Origin of the sequence: Aurantimonas sp. NFXS3 (genome assembly GCF_049132005.1) — a bacterium.
GTDB lineage: Bacteria > Pseudomonadota > Alphaproteobacteria > Rhizobiales > Rhizobiaceae > Aurantimonas > Aurantimonas coralicida.
The window spans coordinates 979,658-996,150 of sequence record NZ_JAGDDZ010000002.1 but is presented as its reverse complement, the minus strand read 5'-3'; the positions used below and the strand labels follow the sequence as shown (position 1 = coordinate 996,150).

The following is a 16,493-nucleotide window of genomic DNA, read 5'->3' as shown; positions in this document are numbered from 1 at the left end:
CGCGGTTCGCGCCGGCAGGCTTCACGTCGGACGGCGATGGCCGGTCGCCCCTAGCGGAGACGGCGGCCCGAAGCCGGTCTCAGCGGGTGGCGGCGAATGCGCTCAGAATGCGGCGCTCGGGGCGCTCCAGACCGGCATGGCGCTCGGCCTGCGGCACGACGCGGCTGCCGCGCTCGGAGGTGTCGGGGCCAAGCTGCGAGAGAACCCGCGCCGGCATCGGCAGGGCGTTCGCCCGCTGGGCGGCCGCCGCCGATTCGACGATGGCGAGGAAGCGCGAGCGCTGCTTCGGGTCGAGCCCGGCGCGGCGATCGGCGTTCGGCATCTCGTCGAGCTGCGGCGCGGACGCCCCTTCCGGGCGCGTTGCGGCCTCGGCGCGGCCGATGAACAGCCGGTCGATCTCGTTCGCCGCATAGGCGATCGCGCCCTTCAGCGTCTCGACATGGTCGCCGAGCTGCTCCACCGCGGCCGTATCGAGAACGGCACCGGCCAGCGCAGCACCCGGCTCGGCGACGACGCGCTTGGGACCGTCCTGCTCCTTGCGGGCGACCTCGGTCAGGATCTTCAGCGGATCGAGCGTGGCATGGACCTCGCTCGGGCCATAGGCCGCCGCCACGGTCCCGGCAACCGGCGCGGACGGCGCATCCTTGGCCTTCGCAACCTCGCTGCGCGGCTTGGCCGCCTTGGCGATCTCGGCCTTGGTGCCTTCGTCGAGCGAGGCCACCAGCATGGCCGGATCGGTCTCCTGCGGCGCTTTCGGCTTGTCGATCAGTTCGGCGAAGGGCCAGGCGGCCTTCAGGCCGGCGACGTCGAGCGACGAGACATTGACGTCGATGTCGGTCTTGGCGCCCTTCACCCGGTAGGGGCAGCTGCGGCTGTTGCAATTGTGCATGGAGGAGAACTGCCACAGGGCGTAGCTCGGCCAGGTCTCTTCCGGGAACTTGCCGGTGATGTCCTCGCGGTAGCGGGCGTACCAGAGCGGCAGGCGCGACAGCAGCGGATATTCCGCCTTGTTCTGGGAGATGTAACGCGCCGTCGAACCGTTGGTGTAGAGGACGGGATAGCGGCCGGTGCGGATCTTGATCTGGTCGGCGAAGATCTCGGCGTCCGACAGGCTCATCCACTCGTCGCTGTTGTCCTCGATGTCGAGGGCGATCAGGTCGTCCTCGGCCGGCTCGGCGAAGTCGACGAAATGGTCGGCCTGCTCGCGCGGATTGCCCGGACGGCCGAGATGGTAGGCGCCCCACAGGAGCCCCTTCATCTTCGCCATCTCGCGACGGGTCATGTAGAGTTCCTTGGTGACGGAGTACTTCCACCACCGGTTCTTGCAGAGCTTGTAATCGTCACCGCTGGACTTGCCGCAGCTCCATTCGGGCGGCAGACCGTCCGAGGCCTTGTTGATGAAGCCGGCGATGCGCTTGTCGGAGGCGAGTTCCTGCCAGTTGATGGGATTGAACTCGTAGGCGTCGATGACGAGAGCGTTGTCCTCGGATTTCCAAGGCGCATTCCATTCTGCCTGTGCAGGCGTCGCGCTGACCAGCATGACGCCGGCAGCAAGAGTACAGGCGAATTTCAGGGCAGCCGCAAAGGCGGCGCTCGTCTTCGTCATTCGGTGGTTTCCCCTCGAAGTCTCTTGCAGTCGAATGGGCCGGGAGGCGATCCCCTGAGCATCCGCTCCAATCCGCCAATCGGCACTGTCAGACCCTTCTCATCGAATTCTGGCAGGTTCCGGGCATCCCGATCACGAAATGTTACAGCCTGCGGCGCGCTGTCCGAATTGCTGCGGGAATGCAAGCAATTTGACACAAGTCTTCATGTTATCGAAGCTTATGTTTACCCGAGGGTTAACGGCGCGGGCGCGCCCGGCCCGGCGGGCCTGAAACCCGCTGTTCGATCAGCCGATGACGCGCAGCGCGAGGCACAACGCAAAACGGCGCCCGCATGGTGTTGCGGACGCCGTCTGCTGTCGTGTCAGGCCTTGAGAGCCGCCTCAAGCGGCTAAGTGGGTCAGCCGGAGATGCGCGAAAAGTCCGCGACGCGACGCGTTGCCGCACGGATGCGGTCGAGCAGCGCCAGACGGTTGGCGCGCACTGCCTCGTCCTCGGCATTGACCAGCACGGTCTCGAAGAAGGCGTCGACCGGAATGCGCAATTCGGCGAGCGCCGTCATGGCGTGGGCGTAGTTCTCGACCGCGAGCGCTGCGTCGAGCTCCATCTCGGCCCGGTCGATGGCCCCGGCCAGCACCTTTTCCTCGTGCTCGCTGAGGAGATCGAGCGACACGGCGTCGGCGACGCGGGTGCCCTTCTTCTCCTCGGCGGCGAGGATGTTGGCGGCGCGGCGGGTGCCGGCGAGAAGGTTCTGGCCGTCCTCGGTGTCGAGGAAGGCGCCGAGCGCGGTCACGCGGCGGGTGACGTCGAGGAGGTCGTCGCCGCGATCGCCGCCCGATCCGCCGGACAGCACCGCATCGACCAGATCGTGACGGGCGCCGGATTCGCGCAGCTGCACCTTCAGCCGGTCATGGAAGAAGGCGAGAAGGTCGCTGGCCGGCATGAAGCCGCCGAGCGCCATGACGAGGTCGTTGTCCAGCACCAGCCGGATCACGCCCAGTGCCGCACGGCGCAGCGCATAGGGGTCCTTGGAGCCCGTCGGCTTTTCGTCGATCGCCCAGAAGCCCACCAGCATGTCGAGCTTGTCGGCCAGCGCCACGCAGATCGCCACCGGATCGGTTGGCACCGAATCCGTCGGCCCGAGCGGCTTGTAATGCTCTTCGAGCGCCGCCTGCACCGACGGGTGCTCGCCCTGCAGCGCCGCGTAATAGCGGCCCATCAGCCCCTGCAGCTCGGGGAACTCGCCCACCGCCTCGGTGGTCAGGTCCGCCTTGGCGAGCACGGCCGCGCGCTTCACGAGCGTCTTGAGGTCGTCCGCCGATACCTTCGCGCCGGCGAGCGTCGCGCCTTCGGGATACACCGTCGCGGCGATCTCCTGCGCCAGCGCCGCGATGCGGCCGACGCGTTCGCCCTGGGTGCCAAGCCTGGCGTGGAAGGTGACGCCCAGCGCGTCGAGCTTGGCCATGCGCTGATCGAGCGGTTTCGCCAGATCGAGTCCGAACTTTTCGGCCGCGGGGGCCAGCGCGTCACGGCCCGGCAGGTCGGCCTGGTCGGTCTGCCAGAAATACAGCGCGTCGGAGAGCCGTGCGCGGACGACCTTGCCGTTGCCGCGGGCGATCTCGGCGCCGCCGTCGCTGGCGGCGATGTTGGAGACCAGGACGAACTGGTTCGACAGCGTGCCGTCGCCGCCCTGCCGGCGGGTGACGAAGCACTTCTGGTTGACCTTGATGGTCAGCTGGATGACCTCGGGCGGGATCTGCAGGAAGGTTTCCTCGAATTCGCCCATCAGCGTCACCGGCCATTCGACCAGGCCGGAAACCTCTTCCAGCAGCGCCTCGTCGGGCACCACTTCCAGCCCGCGGGCAAAGGCAAGGTTCTCCGCGTCGTGGCGGATCATGTCCTTGCGCCGCTCGGCGTCCAGGACCACGAAGGCCTTTTCCAGCCCGGCGACATAATCGTCGAAGCGGCGCACGCGGAACTCGTCGGCCGCATGGAAGCGGTGGCCGCGCGTGACATTGCCGGCCCGGATGCCGTCGACCTCGAAGTCGACGACCACCGGCTCCTCGGTTTCGGGCCCGAAGGTGCACAGGATCGACTGCAGCGGACGCACCCAGCGCAGGCTGCCGGGCGCGCGCGAGGCCGGACCCCAGCGCATGGATTTCGGCCAGGGGAAGCCGCGGACGATGCCAGGCATGACCTCGGCGATGATCTCTTCCGCCGGCCGGCCGGGCTTGCGGATGGTGGCGACGTAGAAATCGCCCTTCTTGGGATCGGACTGGATCGTCGCCTCGTCGATCGAGGCGAGGCCGGCGCCGCGCAGGAAGCCCTGGATGGCCTTTTCCGGCGCGTCGGTGCGCGGGCCCTTGCGCTCGTCGACGACGTCCCTCGAGCGGGCATCGACGCCCCGCACGTCCAGTGTCAGCCGCCGCGGCGTCCAGTATTCGCGGGCGCCCTCATAGGTCAGCCCCGCCTCGACCAGCGCGTCGGTGACGAGTTTCCTGAGATCGCCCGCCGCCTTGCGCTGCATGCGCGCGGGGATTTCCTCGGAGCGAAGTTCGAGCAGAAGGTCGGGCATGGGCTCGGCTTATCCTCGCCCTCCCCTCGATGGGGAGGGTCGGCGCGTGTGCGCCGGGGTGGGGTGGCAGGAACGACCGGTCCCCATCTGCCGCCTGCGCGGCCCCCGCAAGAGGAGGCTGGGGGCAAGATCATCGATCGTCCCACGTTCGGCGTCGCTCTTCGACCACGGCTCGGATCGTGTCAAGGATGGCAATGCGTGCGCTCGCCCCTGTCAGGAGCTGCCGGGCTTCGGCCGCGGACGCGGCTTGCCGACGCGCGCCGGCTTCGGCGGTTCCTCGCCGGGGGGCAGCAGCCGCCGCGCCGCCACCTCAGCGCGGATGCTGTCCAGCACCGTCGCCGCATCGGCCCGCACGGCGCTGTTGGCATAGCGCAGTACCAGGTAGCCGCGGTCCGCCAGCCAATCGTCGCGCACGGCGTCCTTCGCCGCCTGTTCGGGACGGTCATGCTGGGCGCCGTCCACCTCTATGACCAGGCGCAGGCGATGGGAGACGAAGTCGGCCAGATACGGCCCGATCACCACCTGCCGATGGAAATGCGCTCCCTCGACGGGGATCAGGCGGATGCCGCGCCAGAGGCTCTCCTCCAGCGCGGTGGTCTGCGAAGCGATGGCACGGCGCGCGCGATGCGCCTTCGCCTCGCGGCGCGTCATCGCCATGGCGGCGAGCCGTCAGTTGCGAACGCAGCCGTCCTCAGATCGCGCCGTCCAGCGTGTCGCAGGCACCGAAATCGCCGGTTTCGAAACCGCGGCGGAACCAGGTCTGGCGCTGTTCGGAGGTGCCGTGGGTGAAGCTGTCCGGCACCACCGTGCCCTGGCCGCGCTTCTGCAGCGTGTCGTCGCCGATCTGCCGGGCCGCGTTCAGCGCCTCGTCGATATCGCCATCCTCGATATAGCCGGCCTGGCGGGTATCGTGGCCCCAGACGCCGGCATAGCAGTCGGCCTGCAGCTCGACCCGCACCGACATGGCGTTGGCCTCGGCCTCGCTCATATTCTGGCGGGCCTGGTTGAAGCGTGGCAGCACGCCGGTGATGTTCTGGATGTGGTGGCCGACCTCGTGGGCGATCACATAGGCCTGGGCGAAGTCGCCCGGGGCGTTCAGCTGGTTGCGCAGCTGGTCGAAGAAGCTGAGGTCGATATAGAGCTTGCGGTCCGACGGGCAGTAGAACGGGCCGCTGGCCGAGCCGGCAATGCCGCAGGCCGATTGAACCCGGTTCTCGAACAGAACGAGGGTCGGCGCCGGATAGGTCTCGCCGGCCGCCTGGAAGCGCTGGCTCCACACATCCTCGGTGTCGGCCAGAACCGTCGCGACGAAATCGTCGGTCTCGTCCGCCGTGCCGGCGACGCCGGGGCCGGACCGGGTGGTCTGGACGCTGCCGCCGCCCCCGCCGCCGCCGGCCATGCCGAGCAGCTGCATCGGGTTGATGCCGAAGCCCAGCCACAGGACCAGCGCGACGATGATGATGCCGATAGTGCCGCCACCGCCGGCGCGCACCGGCAGGCGCATGCCGCCGCCACGGCCGCCGAAGCCGCCTCCCGAGCCGCGCCTGTCCTCGATATTGCTGGATTGCCTGCGTCCGCGCCACTGCATGCGATCGACCTCTCGTCCGATGGAAGGCGAGCACTTAAGGCGCGGCGCGCGATGTTACAGCGTCAGGCGGAAGAATGATGTCTCGCGGCCCGGATCGCGCCGAGCCTCAATGGCCGAGGCGAAGCTCGCGGCCCATGCGCCGGATCTCCGCGTCGCCCTGCCGACGGGCCCGGCGGTCGGCCGCCATCTGGTGCCAGATGCCCCATGTTCCGGCGATGAACATCGCGGCGACGGCCAGCAGACCGGCGCCCACCAGCAGAGCGGAAAAGACGTAGAGAAGATCACTCATCAGGAGCTGCCTTCATCCGGGGACACCATGGCGAGGCGCCATTCGACCAACTCGATCACGCTGGAGCCGGCGGCAAGCCGCAGGCAGTTCCTCAGCACCTCGGCGTCGGTTTCCCGCATGATATACGGCCCAAGCACGCGTGACCTCGGAAAAGAGGATCAGGCGGCGGCGATCGCCGCGGACGCTCCGCCCGCTTCGGTCAAGAGGAACGCCTCGCCGCAGGCCTTGGCGAGGGTGCGCACCCGCAGGATGTAGCTCTGGCGCTCGGTGACCGAGATCACGCCGCGCGCGTCGAGCAGGTTGAAGACGTGGGAGGCCTTGATGCACTGGTCGTAGGCCGGCAGCACGCAGCGATGCAGCGGGCTCGCCCCCTCCGGCGCGCCGGCGGCGAGCACCGCCAGGCATTCGGCCTCGGCGTCCTCGAAATGCTTCAACAGCACCGCCGTGTTGGCGATCTCGAAATTGTAGCGGGAATATTCCTGCTCGGCCTGCAGGAAGACATCGCCATAGGTGACCTTCTCGTCGCCCTCGCGGCCGTTGAAGTTCAGGTCGTAGACGTTGTCGACATTCTGCACATACATGGCCAAGCGCTCGAGGCCGTAGGTCAGCTCGCCCGCCACCGGGACGCATTCGATGCCGCAGACCTGCTGGAAATAGGTGAACTGCGACACTTCCATGCCGTCGCACCAGCATTCCCAGCCAAGGCCCCAGGCACCCAGCGTCGGGCTCTCCCAGTCGTCCTCGACGAAGCGGATGTCGTGCAGCTCGGTATCGATGCCGATGGCCTGCAGCGAGCCGAGATAGAGCTCCTGCAAATTGGACGGGTTCGGCTTCAGGATCACCTGATACTGGTAATAATGCTGCAGCCGGTTGGGGTTCTCGCCATAGCGGCCGTCCTTGGGCCGGCGCGAGGGCTGCACATAGGCGGCGTTCCAGGGCTTGGGGCCGAGTGCGCGCAGGGTCGTCGCCGGATGGAAGGTGCCGGCCCCGACCTCCATGTCGTAGGGCTGCAGCACGACGCAGCCGTAATCGGCCCAGTAGCGGTGCAGCGTCAGGATCAGCGCCTGGAAGGAACGGCGCGGGTCCATGTGCGGGGGAAGATCAGACATTTCGCGGAATCCGGCTTGCGGCCCCTCGAAGGAGGCGGGAGTTGGCCGCGAGTTGCCACGAGCGCCGCGAAGCGGTCAAGGCACGGCGCGTTTCGCCGGGCCGGACGGGGCCGTGGCGAGGCGTCGCCGGCGGCCTGAATGACAACGGGGCGGATCATCGAGATCCGCCCCGCCTTCGATCTCGGAAATCCGCGCCGGCGCCTTACGGCGTCAGCACCACCTTGGTGCAATTGTCGGTCTTGTCGCGGAAGGTCTTGTAGAGCTCCGGACCATCCTCCAGCGTGCCGCGATGGGAGATGAAGGAGGTGGTGTCGAACTGCCCCTGCTGGATGCGCCCGAGCAGGTCGTCGGCCCATTTGTTGACGTGGGTCTGGCCCATCTTGAAGCTCAGCGACTTGTTCATCGCCGCGCCGAAGGGGATCTTGTCGACGAGGCCGCCATAGACGCCCGGCACCGAGATCGTGCCGCCCGGACGGCAGACATAGATCATCTCGCGCAGGACATGCGGGCGATCGGTCTCGGCCATGATCGCCTGCTTGGCGCGGTCGAACAGATGCTCGGCCTCGTAGCCCGAATGGGCCTCCATGCCGACGCAGTCGATGCAGCATTCCGGGCCCTTGCCCTCAGTCAGGTCGTTCAGCCGCTCGACGGTGCTCTCTTCCTGGAAATTGATGGTGATGGCACCCATCCGCGCGGCGATCGCCAGGCGCTCGGGCACCTCGTCGATCACCACCACCTGCTTGGCGCCCTGGATGATGGCGCTCTGCAGGGCGAAGAGGCCGACCGGGCCGGCGCCCCAGATCGCCACCGTGTCGGTGGGCTGGATGTCGCAGTTCTTGGCGCCCTGCCAGCCGGTCGGCAGGATGTCGCCGAGGAACAGGACTTCCTCGTCGCTGAGGCCTTCCGGCACCTTGACCGGGCCGAAATCGGCGAAGGGCACGCGGACATATTCCGCCTGGCCGCCGGAATAGCCGCCGGTCAGATGCGAATAGCCGAACAGGCCGGCCGTGGTGTGGCCGAACATCTTGGCCGCCGTCTCGGCATTGCGGTTGGAGCGCTCGCAGACGGAGAAATTGCCGCGCCGGCACTGGTCGCATTCGCCGCAGACGATGGTGAAGGGCACGACGACCCGGTCGCCGACCGCCAGCTTCTTGTTGTCCTTGCCGACCTCGACCACCTCGCCCATGAATTCATGGCCGACAATGTCGCCGGATTCCATGCCGGGCATGAAGCCGTCGTAGAAATGCAGGTCGGAGCCGCAGATGGCGCAGGCCGACATCTTGATGATGGCGTCGCGGCCATGCTCGATTTCGGGATCGGGCACCGTCTCGCAGCGCATGTCGTGCTTGCCGTGCCAGGTAATGGCTTTCATGGCGGAACTCCGGGATCATCGCGTTCGTGGGATGACCGGGTAATCCCCGCAAAGCGCGCCGAGTTCCGACACCTGCGTCCTGCGAATGGGCAGCCGCCTACGCAACCGGCGGTTCATAAGGGATCAGCGGACCAAGCGGGACCTGAAAGGCAAGGACGCGTCATCGCGCATCGCGCGGCGCTTGAACGGCGTCACGCGATGCCAGGACCCGCGCTGGCGCGGATCTCAGTCCTTCTTGATGCGATAGACGCCGTCGGGGCCACGCACCAGCGTGCCCTGCGCGCCCGTGCGGCTCTCGGCCTCCGAGCGGCGATTGTTCTCCGACACCCGTTCGGCATCGCGCTTCATCTGCTTGTAGCCAAACAGCGCGGCGGCCCCCACGAGACCCAGAAGTAGTAACTGCGGCATGTAGGCGATCATCGCTCCGTTCCCCGACAATTATGCGCCGTGGCCACGACCTTGGCAACCAAAAGCGGCAGGATCACAGCGGCCCGCCCTTCACATTCGCGGCGAGGCGGCCGTGATCGTAAGGCCGCACCGCCCGATGCCTGTTCACAGGCCGAAACGGGCCCAGAGCGCCCGCTCCTCGGCGACGCCCATCACCTCGCGGGCAAAGCCGGCGCCGATCCCGGCCAGCCCGTCGCCCGCCGCCATGCCGGCGTGCACGCCAGGCTGCGGACGCCCGAACAGGGTGCGCTTGGCCTGCACCAGTTCCAGCTTCACCTTCTTGCCGAAGCGGGCCCGCAGCGTGCCGCGCAGATCGCCCAGCCGGTCGACGAGGCCGAGTTCGAGCCCGCGCAGGCCGGACCAGAACAGGCCGGTGAAGAGGTCGTCATGATCGGCGAGCTTCGTCCCGCGGCTGTCCTTGACCAGGTCGATGAAGGTCTTGTGCACCTCCAGCTGCAGCGTCTTCAGATGCTGGACATCCTCCGGCCGCTCGGGCTGGAACGGGTCGAGGGTCGCCTTGTTGCTGCCTGCGGTGTGGACGCGGCGCTCGATGCCCAGCTTGGCGATCGCCTCGACGAAGCCGAAGGAGCCGGAGACGACGCCGATCGAGCCGACGATGGAGGACGGGTCGGCGATGATCTCGTCGCCGGCGCAGGCGATCATGTAGCCGCCGGAGGCCGCCACGTCCTCGACGAAGACCAGCACCTGCTTGTCCTTCTCCTCGGCGAGATCGCGGATGCGCTGGTAGATCAGCCGCGACTGGACGGGCGATCCGCCGGGCGAATTGATGACGATCGCCACCGCCGGTGCCTTCTTGTGGGCGAAGGCCTTGGCCAGGAGCGGCGCGGCCGAGGCCAGCGACAGCGACGGCCGCAGCGCCGTGCCGCCCGAGGAGATCATGCCGCTGAGCCGCACCACGGGAATGACCGTGTGATCCGGGCGCAGGCGGGCGGGAACGAGTTTGGTCAGACGGTTCGCCAAGAGGATGGGCCTTTGTCGCAGAACAGGATGCCCTTCATGTAAGCGTCCCGCACCGCTTCGCAACGCAAGGCTGCGGCGCCGGTCGCTACTAGCAGCCGAGATCGGCGGTCCCCTCCGCCACCGCCGTCGCGAACTCGGTCAGCGTGCCGTCCGGCCGGTGCAGGATGCGCGCCGGCAACAGGCTCAGCGGCGCCCGCGATCCCTTGCGGCCGAGCACCAGCAGTCGCGGCGCCGGCGCGTCGGCGCGCGCATGGATCGCCAGGAGCCGCAGCGCCCCGATCCGCCCGTCGCAGGCCGCCAGCAGCGTCGGCAGCGCGTCGGTGCGCACGATGGTGGCAAAGCGGCCGCCATGGGAGAGCAGCGCGGCACAGGCGCGCACCCAGCGGGCGAGGAAATCGCCGTCCGCCGCGCTCATCGCCGCGGCGCGCAGCGGATCGGGCGAGATCCGGTGGTCGTGCGGATGGTAGGGCGGATTGGTCAGGACATGGCCGAAGGCGCCGTCACCGAGCCCCGCCGCCGCGCGCGCCGTGCCGCCGGCGAGGATGTCGGCCTCGACGAGCCGCAGGCGCCCGGCCAGTTCGGAATTGGCCGGCAGCTCCAGTCCGCGCCGGGCGAGATCGGCCATGACCGGGCTGTTTTCCACCAGCGTGACCTCGACGGAGGCGTTGCGGCAGGCCGCCGCCAGCCCGACGGCGCCGGCCCCCGCGCCGATGTCGGCAAGGCGCCCCGTCGCCGTCGCCGGCAGGGTCGCGGCCAGCAGCAGCGCGTCGAGGCCGGAGCGATAGCCGCGGCCCTGCGGCTGCATGAGGGCGAAGCGGCCGCCATAGAAGCGGTCGCAGCGGGTCGCCATGTCGGCCCCGCAGGACGCGGGTGATTGCGGCTCAGGAGAGTTCATGACCGAGGTCGGCATCCTTGAGGATGCGGCGGGCCTGATCCATGCGATCGGTGTCCACCAGCACGCGGCGCGGCAGGACGCCGATCGATCCATCGAGGATACTCATATGGACATCTGCGAGGAAATGCGGAATGTCCGCATCCTTCAGCAGTGCATCGACGAAGGACAGCAGCACCGCATCGTTGGACCGCATGAGTTCCTGCATGAATGGCTCCGCGAATCTTGACGACCGAAGCCGACGAACGGGACGGCCGATGACGACCGCAACGCCCCTTAAGTGCCTGAAGAGCGCCGGCCATAGCAAGCGCTCGAACCGCGAAGCCGCCGCGCCGCAGGCGACGCACCGTCGCGCGGCCTTTATAACCGCGATCGGGACGCCATCTGTGCCCTCGACAAGCCGCCTCGCCCGTGCGAGCGCAGCGACGCAAACCCACGGAGTAGCATTGTGAGCCTGGCCAGCCCCGTCGAGCGGACCGACAGCCGCGCCTCGATCGAGCCGATGATCGCGGTCACGGCGCCGGACATGGCTCGCGTCAACGACCTGATCCTCGCCATGGCCGGATCCAACGTCGAGCTGATCCCGGAAATCGCCGAGCATCTGATCTCGTCGGGCGGCAAGCGGCTGCGGCCGATGCTGACCATCGCATCCGCCCTGGCCCATGATTATCGCGGCGACGCCCATGTGAAGCTCGCCGCCAGCGTCGAGTTCATGCACACGGCGACCTTGCTGCACGACGACGTGGTCGACGAGAGCGACCTGCGGCGCGGCAAGAAGACGGCGCGCACCATCTGGGGCAACCAGGCCAGCGTGCTGGTCGGCGACTTCCTGCTCGGCCAGGCGTTCAAGACCATGGTGGAGGTCGGCTCGCTGACCGCCCTCGACATCCTGTCCACCGCCTCCTCGGTCATTGCCGAGGGCGAGGTCTGGCAGCTGTCGGCCGCCAAGCACATGACCACCAGCGAGGCGGACTATCTCGCCGTGATCGACGCCAAGACGGCGGCGCTGTTCGCGGCGGCCGCCGAAGTCGGCCCGGTCATCGCCGGCGCCGGCGAGGCCGAACGCACCGCCATGCGCGACTATGGCCGCAGCCTCGGTCTTGCCTTCCAGCTCGTCGACGACGTCCTCGACTATGGCGGCACCGCCGCCGCGCTCGGCAAGAACACCGGCGACGATTTCCGCGAAGGCAAGATCACCCTGCCCGTCATCCTCGCCTATCAGGCCGGCGACGACACCGAGAAGGCGTTCTGGCGCGAGGCGATGGAGGGCGGTCGCAACGACGACGAGGCGCTGGCCCGCGCCACCGCGCTGATCCACCAGCACGGCGCACTCGAAGAGACGGTCCAACGCGCCCGCCAGTATGGCGAGGCCGCCTATGCCGCCGCCAGCGGCCTGCCGCAGAGCCCAAGCCGCGACGCGATGCTGGGCGTCGTGGAATTCTGCATCGACCGGGTGAGCTGACCCATCGTCGCGGGGGCGAGACTCCCGCCGCGGGTCGCATTCCCGACAATCTCTGGGTCCAGAACGGGCGGGACTTGCATTGCCGTGTGGCTTGGCTTCACCTCGGCGAATCGGCCAGACAGGTGACCGGCATCACATTCGACCACGAAACGCGGCGTTCGATCGTCTGCGGGCGTGCCCCGGGAAGAGGATTTCACGTGCACAGAATGCGGCTTCTGAGACTTCTCACCGTCACGCTTCTGGCCGGCGCCACCGCGGCGCCTGCCCTGGCTGCGGCGGATACGGCAGCGAGCGAACCGGCCCCGATCACCGCCCAGTCCCTGTCCGGCGCCTATCTGGCCGCCAAATCCGCCCAGATCGGCGGCGACATGGCGACGGCCAGCGATCTCTTCGTCCAGGCCCTGTCGATGGACCCGACCTCGCAGCTGCTCCAGCAGGACGCGATGTTCGCCTTCCTCGCCGATGGCCGATTCAAGGACGCCGTCGACATCGCCTCGAAGCTGCGCGACGTGCCCGAGGCCGGCAAGGTCGCGCGGATCGCGCTCGGCGTCGACGCCCTGTCGAAGGGCGCCTTCGACGCCGCGATCGCCGAATTCGACGTGGTCGATCCCAGCGACCTCGACGCGCTGCTGCTGGGTGAGCTGATGGCCTGGGCCGATGTCGGCGCGGGCCGCGTCGACGAGGCGCTGCTGCGCATCGACAATCTGCAGGGCGCGCCCTGGTTCGCGGTCTTCAACGCCTATCAGAAGGGCCTGATCGCGGTCGTCGCCGGGCGCGACGACGTCGCCCGCCGCGCGCTGCATCTTGTCGTCGACGACCAGAACAATGCCCGCACCTCGCCCGACGCCTATCTCGGCGCCGCCGAGGCGCTGGCGCGCCTGGAAGTGCGCGACGGCAAGACGGACGCCGCGCTGGCAGCGCTCCAGACCGGCCTCGACCTTGTGCCGACCTACGACCCGCTGCTGCATCTGAAGGGCCGCATCGAGAAGGGCGAGACCATCGAGCCCGCCGTCGCCAGCGTGCAGGAGGGCGCGGCCGAAACGCTCTACATCCTCGGCCAGGCGATCAATCGCGGCGACGGCCAGCAGGTCGCGCTCCTGTATTTCCAGATGGCGCGGGCGCTGGCGCCCCGGAACCCGTCGCTGCTCACCGCGCTCGGCGGTATCGCCGAACGCTCGGAGCGGCTGGAACAGGCGATCGCCTTCTACCGCGAGATCCCGGAGAACTCCGCCTATCGCCGCACGGCCGAGCTGCAGATCGGCCTCGACCTCTGGTATTCGGACCAGAAGGAGGAGGCCAAGGCGCATCTGGAGCGCGCCGTGCGCAGCTATCCGGAGGACCCGAAGGCCCACACCGCGCTGGCCGACGTGCTCGCCGCCGACAAGGACTACGCTCCGGCCGCCAAGGCGCTGGACACGGCAATCGAACTGACCGAGGCGACCGGCGAAGCCAGCTGGAACCTCTATTACCAGCGCGGCATCGCCTTCGAGCGGACCGACCAGTGGGACAAGGCGGAGAAGGATTTCCGCAAGGCGCTGGAACTGTCGCCCGACCAGCCGCAGGTGCTGAACTATCTGGGCTATTCCTGGGTCGACAAGAACGAGAACCTCCAGGAAGGCCTCGACATGATCCGCAAGGCGGTCGAGTTGCGGCCGAATGACGGCTACATCATCGATTCCCTCGGCTGGGCCTATTACCGCCTCGGACGCTACGACGAGGCCGTCGAGCAGCTCGAACGCGCCGTGCTGATCACGCCGATGGACCCGACCATCAACGACCATCTCGGCGACGCCTACTGGCATGTCGGCCGCAACCGCGAGGCCCGCTTCCAGTGGGAGCGCGCGCTGATCGGCCAGCCCGAGCCGGAAGAGGACGTCAAGGCGACGATCCGCGCCAAGATCGAGGACGGCCTGACCGCGGCCAACGAGCGGGCCGAAGCCGAGGATGGCGACGACACCCGCAAGGCCGCGGCCGCCGAGGCCCCGGCACCGACGGGCGACGCGCCCGCCACCAAGGTCGAGTGAGCGGCAGTCCGGCGGACATGACGTTCACGCTGGCGGAGCCGCTGCATCTGACGGCGCCGGCCAAGGTCAATCTCGCCCTGCATGTCGTCGGGCGGCGCCCTGACGGCTATCATCGCCTGGAAAGCCTGATCGCCTTTGCCGGCGATGCCGGCGACGTCCTCACGGTTGGCGCAGCGCCCGAGGGCGCCGACCGCCTCGTCATGGCCGGGCCGTTCGGTCCGGGCCTGCCGACCGACGCGGACAACATTCTCCACCGCACCATCGCCGTCGCCCGGCAGGTGCTGGCCGATGCCGGCCTGCGGCTTCCGCCCCTGTCCGTCACGCTGGACAAGCGCCTGCCCGTCGCCGCCGGGATCGGCGGCGGCTCGGCCGACGCAGCGGCGCTCCTGCGGATGATCGGCGACGCGGTGCCTGCCATTCGGGATGTCCTGCTCGCCAAGGCCACCACGCTTGGCGCGGACGTTCCCATGTGCGTTGCGGGTCGTGCTGCGCGCGTCTCCGGCATCGGCGAGGAGATCCTGCCCCTCGCGAACCTGCCGGCGCTGCATATGCTGCTGGTCAATCCGGGCGTGCCGGTTTCGACACCGGCGGTCTTCGCCGCGCTGGAACAGCGCGACAACGCGCCGTTGCCGCCGGTCCCGGCCGAGGGATTCGCCACCGCCGCCGAACTGGTCGCCTGGCTTCACGCCACCCGCAACGATCTCGCCGCACCGGCGGAGCGGCTGGCACCGGAGATCGTCGCCGTGCGCGACGCGCTGGCCGGCGAAGGCGCGCTGATCGCCCGCATGTCCGGCTCCGGCGCAACCGTCTACGGATTGTTCGAGGACGACGCCCGGCTTGCCCGCGCGCGTAGCCGGATCGCCGCGTCCCATCCCGAATGGTGGCTGTCCGGTGCCGAGCACCGCGCCGCCCCCGCAGACATGCCAAGGGAAGCCCCATGAGCGACGAACGACCCTTCATCGCGTTGTCCATCGCGATCCTCACCGTCTCCGACACCCGCAGCCTCGACGAGGACCGCTCCGGCTCGCTGCTGGTGGAACGGCTGACCGAGGCCGGCCACCGGGTCGCGGACCGGCAGATCGTCACCGACGACGTGCCGGCGATCCAGGAGGTCGTCCAGGGCTGGTGCAGGCGCGACGACGTCGATGTGGTGATCACCACCGGCGGCACTGGCTTTACCGGCCGCGACGTGACGCCCGAGGCGCTGGAGCCGCTGTTCGAAAAGCGCATGGACGGCTTCTCGGCGGTCTTCCACCGCATCTCCTACGACAAGATCGGCGTCTCGACGATCCAGTCGCGGGCGACGGGCGGCGTCATCGATGCCACCTTCGTCTTCGCCCTGCCAGGCTCGCCCGGCGCCTGCCGCGATGCCTGGGATCACATTCTCAAGGCGCAGCTCGACTACCGCCACAAGCCCTGCAATTTCGTCGAGATCATGCCGCGTCTGGACGAGCATCTGCGCCGCGGCGGCCGGACCGCCTGAACCGCACGGTCAGCTCGCGGGCCGGCCCCGTACCGCCGGGCGGATGAAGGCCCGCATCCGTGTCACCGCAACGCCCTTGGCAACCTCCTCGAGGCTGAAGGCGAGCTTCGACAAGCCGATCGCCTGGCGCTTCTGGACCAGGAACCCTTCGGCCATCGCCGTGCGGATCTGGCGCAGCCGGGCAAAGAAGCCGGGCTGGTCGTTCGGCGCCCGGCGGAAGCGCGCCGCCTGCGTCTTCGCCCGTCCCGCCCCCACCATGTCGGCATGCTCGACCACGGCCTCCATCCAGCCGGGCAGAAGCCGCGCGCCCGGCTCCAGCAGCAGCAGCCAGTCGCCCCGCGCCGTCTCGATGGCGTCGCGGAAATCCTCCGCTGCGACGATCCGGCATCCGGCGTGGTCGGAGACCTTGCGGGCATTGTCCCCCATGCCGCGATCGACCAGCACGACCTCGCGCACCAGCCCCTCGACGGCGCCGGGTATCAGCGGCGCGAGGGTCGCCGCCAGCCAGTGATCCTCGGGTCCACAGTCGATGAAAACGCTCAGCATCCCTTTCGTCTAGCCGAGCCCATCGGCCCTGACCAGATCGGAACGTTTTTGTTCTTGTCTTGTTCTCTTAACGGGTTTAGGACGTCAGTCACAGAACGCAGCCGGAACATGGGGAGAGCAA

General features: G+C 68.6%; 16 protein-coding genes. 4 read left to right on the top strand and 12 right to left on the bottom strand.

What is annotated here, in order from left to right; genetic code table 11:
• Window positions 1–79: 79 nt before the first annotated feature.
• From J3367_RS09875 to J3367_RS09825, 11 genes are all read right to left on the bottom strand, one after another.
• The gene (locus tag J3367_RS09875; RefSeq protein ID WP_024349960.1) at window positions 80–1,606 is read right to left on the bottom strand and encodes a glycoside hydrolase family 25 protein; all 1,527 of its coding nucleotides are present in this window, start codon (window positions 1,604–1,606) and stop codon (window positions 80–82) included.
• Window positions 1,607–2,004: 398 nt separating this feature from the next.
• Window positions 2,005–4,179, bottom strand: coding sequence for a glycine--tRNA ligase subunit beta (glyS, locus tag J3367_RS09870; protein WP_024349959.1), 2,175 nt, complete (start codon window positions 4,177–4,179; stop codon window positions 2,005–2,007).
• A 213-nt stretch (window positions 4,180–4,392) separates the two neighbouring features.
• Window positions 4,393–4,836 carry an endonuclease domain-containing protein gene (locus J3367_RS09865; RefSeq protein ID WP_051141530.1) on the bottom strand — a complete coding sequence of 148 codons (444 nt, stop codon included), beginning with the start codon at window positions 4,834–4,836 and terminating at the stop codon, window positions 4,393–4,395.
• Between the two features lie 34 nt (window positions 4,837–4,870).
• The gene (locus tag J3367_RS09860; protein ID WP_024349957.1) at window positions 4,871–5,767 is read right to left on the bottom strand and encodes a neutral zinc metallopeptidase; all 897 of its coding nucleotides are present in this window, start codon (window positions 5,765–5,767) and stop codon (window positions 4,871–4,873) included.
• 106 nt (window positions 5,768–5,873) lie between these two features.
• Window positions 5,874–6,056: a hypothetical protein gene (locus J3367_RS09855; protein WP_024349956.1), complete on the bottom strand. Its 183-nt coding sequence runs from the start codon at window positions 6,054–6,056 to the stop codon at window positions 5,874–5,876.
• Window positions 6,057–6,214: 158 nt separating this feature from the next.
• Window positions 6,215–7,165 (bottom strand): glycine--tRNA ligase subunit alpha, encoded by a 951-nt coding sequence (locus tag J3367_RS09850; protein WP_421460782.1) that lies wholly within the window; start codon window positions 7,163–7,165, stop codon window positions 6,215–6,217.
• A gap of 202 nt (window positions 7,166–7,367) precedes the next feature.
• On the bottom strand, window positions 7,368–8,537 hold the full coding sequence (locus J3367_RS09845) for a zinc-dependent alcohol dehydrogenase (protein WP_024349954.1): 1,170 nt from the start codon (window positions 8,535–8,537) through the stop codon (window positions 7,368–7,370).
• Between the two features lie 225 nt (window positions 8,538–8,762).
• Window positions 8,763–8,957, bottom strand: coding sequence for a hypothetical protein (locus tag J3367_RS09840; protein WP_228240113.1), 195 nt, complete (start codon window positions 8,955–8,957; stop codon window positions 8,763–8,765).
• Window positions 8,958–9,089: 132 nt separating this feature from the next.
• Entirely contained in the window at window positions 9,090–9,965 is an 876-nt protein-coding gene (locus J3367_RS09835; protein ID WP_024349952.1) for a S49 family peptidase, read from the bottom strand.
• 88 nt (window positions 9,966–10,053) lie between these two features.
• Window positions 10,054–10,815 carry an SAM-dependent methyltransferase gene (locus J3367_RS09830; protein WP_024349951.1) on the bottom strand — a complete coding sequence of 254 codons (762 nt, stop codon included), beginning with the start codon at window positions 10,813–10,815 and terminating at the stop codon, window positions 10,054–10,056.
• 31 nt (window positions 10,816–10,846) lie between these two features.
• A complete protein-coding gene (locus tag J3367_RS09825) occupies window positions 10,847–11,065 on the bottom strand; it encodes a DUF2007 domain-containing protein (RefSeq protein WP_024349950.1) in 219 nt (72 codons plus the stop codon).
• 294 nt (window positions 11,066–11,359) lie between these two features.
• Between J3367_RS09825 and J3367_RS09820 the strand changes: the two genes are divergently transcribed.
• The 4 genes from J3367_RS09820 to moaB all read left to right on the top strand — a co-directional run bounded on the left by J3367_RS09820 (window position 11,360) and on the right by moaB (window position 15,826).
• On the top strand, window positions 11,360–12,319 hold the full coding sequence (locus tag J3367_RS09820) for a polyprenyl synthetase family protein (RefSeq protein WP_188077959.1): 960 nt from the start codon (window positions 11,360–11,362) through the stop codon (window positions 12,317–12,319).
• 206 nt (window positions 12,320–12,525) lie between these two features.
• Window positions 12,526–14,343: a tetratricopeptide repeat protein gene (locus J3367_RS09815; RefSeq protein WP_035694659.1), complete on the top strand. Its 1,818-nt coding sequence runs from the start codon at window positions 12,526–12,528 to the stop codon at window positions 14,341–14,343.
• A 17-nt stretch (window positions 14,344–14,360) separates the two neighbouring features.
• Complete coding sequence (locus J3367_RS09810; RefSeq protein WP_029702891.1) at window positions 14,361–15,284, top strand: 4-(cytidine 5'-diphospho)-2-C-methyl-D-erythritol kinase; 924 nt, start codon at window positions 14,361–14,363, stop codon at window positions 15,282–15,284.
• Window positions 15,281–15,826: a molybdenum cofactor biosynthesis protein B gene (gene moaB, locus J3367_RS09805; RefSeq protein WP_024349946.1), complete on the top strand. Its 546-nt coding sequence runs from the start codon at window positions 15,281–15,283 to the stop codon at window positions 15,824–15,826. The genes J3367_RS09810 and moaB overlap by 4 nt, the downstream gene beginning before the upstream one ends.
• Before the next feature lie 9 nt (window positions 15,827–15,835).
• Here moaB and J3367_RS09800 read toward each other — a convergent pair whose 3' ends face one another.
• Window positions 15,836–16,372 (bottom strand): hypothetical protein, encoded by a 537-nt coding sequence (locus J3367_RS09800; protein ID WP_024349945.1) that lies wholly within the window; start codon window positions 16,370–16,372, stop codon window positions 15,836–15,838.
• Window positions 16,373–16,493 lie beyond the last annotated feature (121 nt).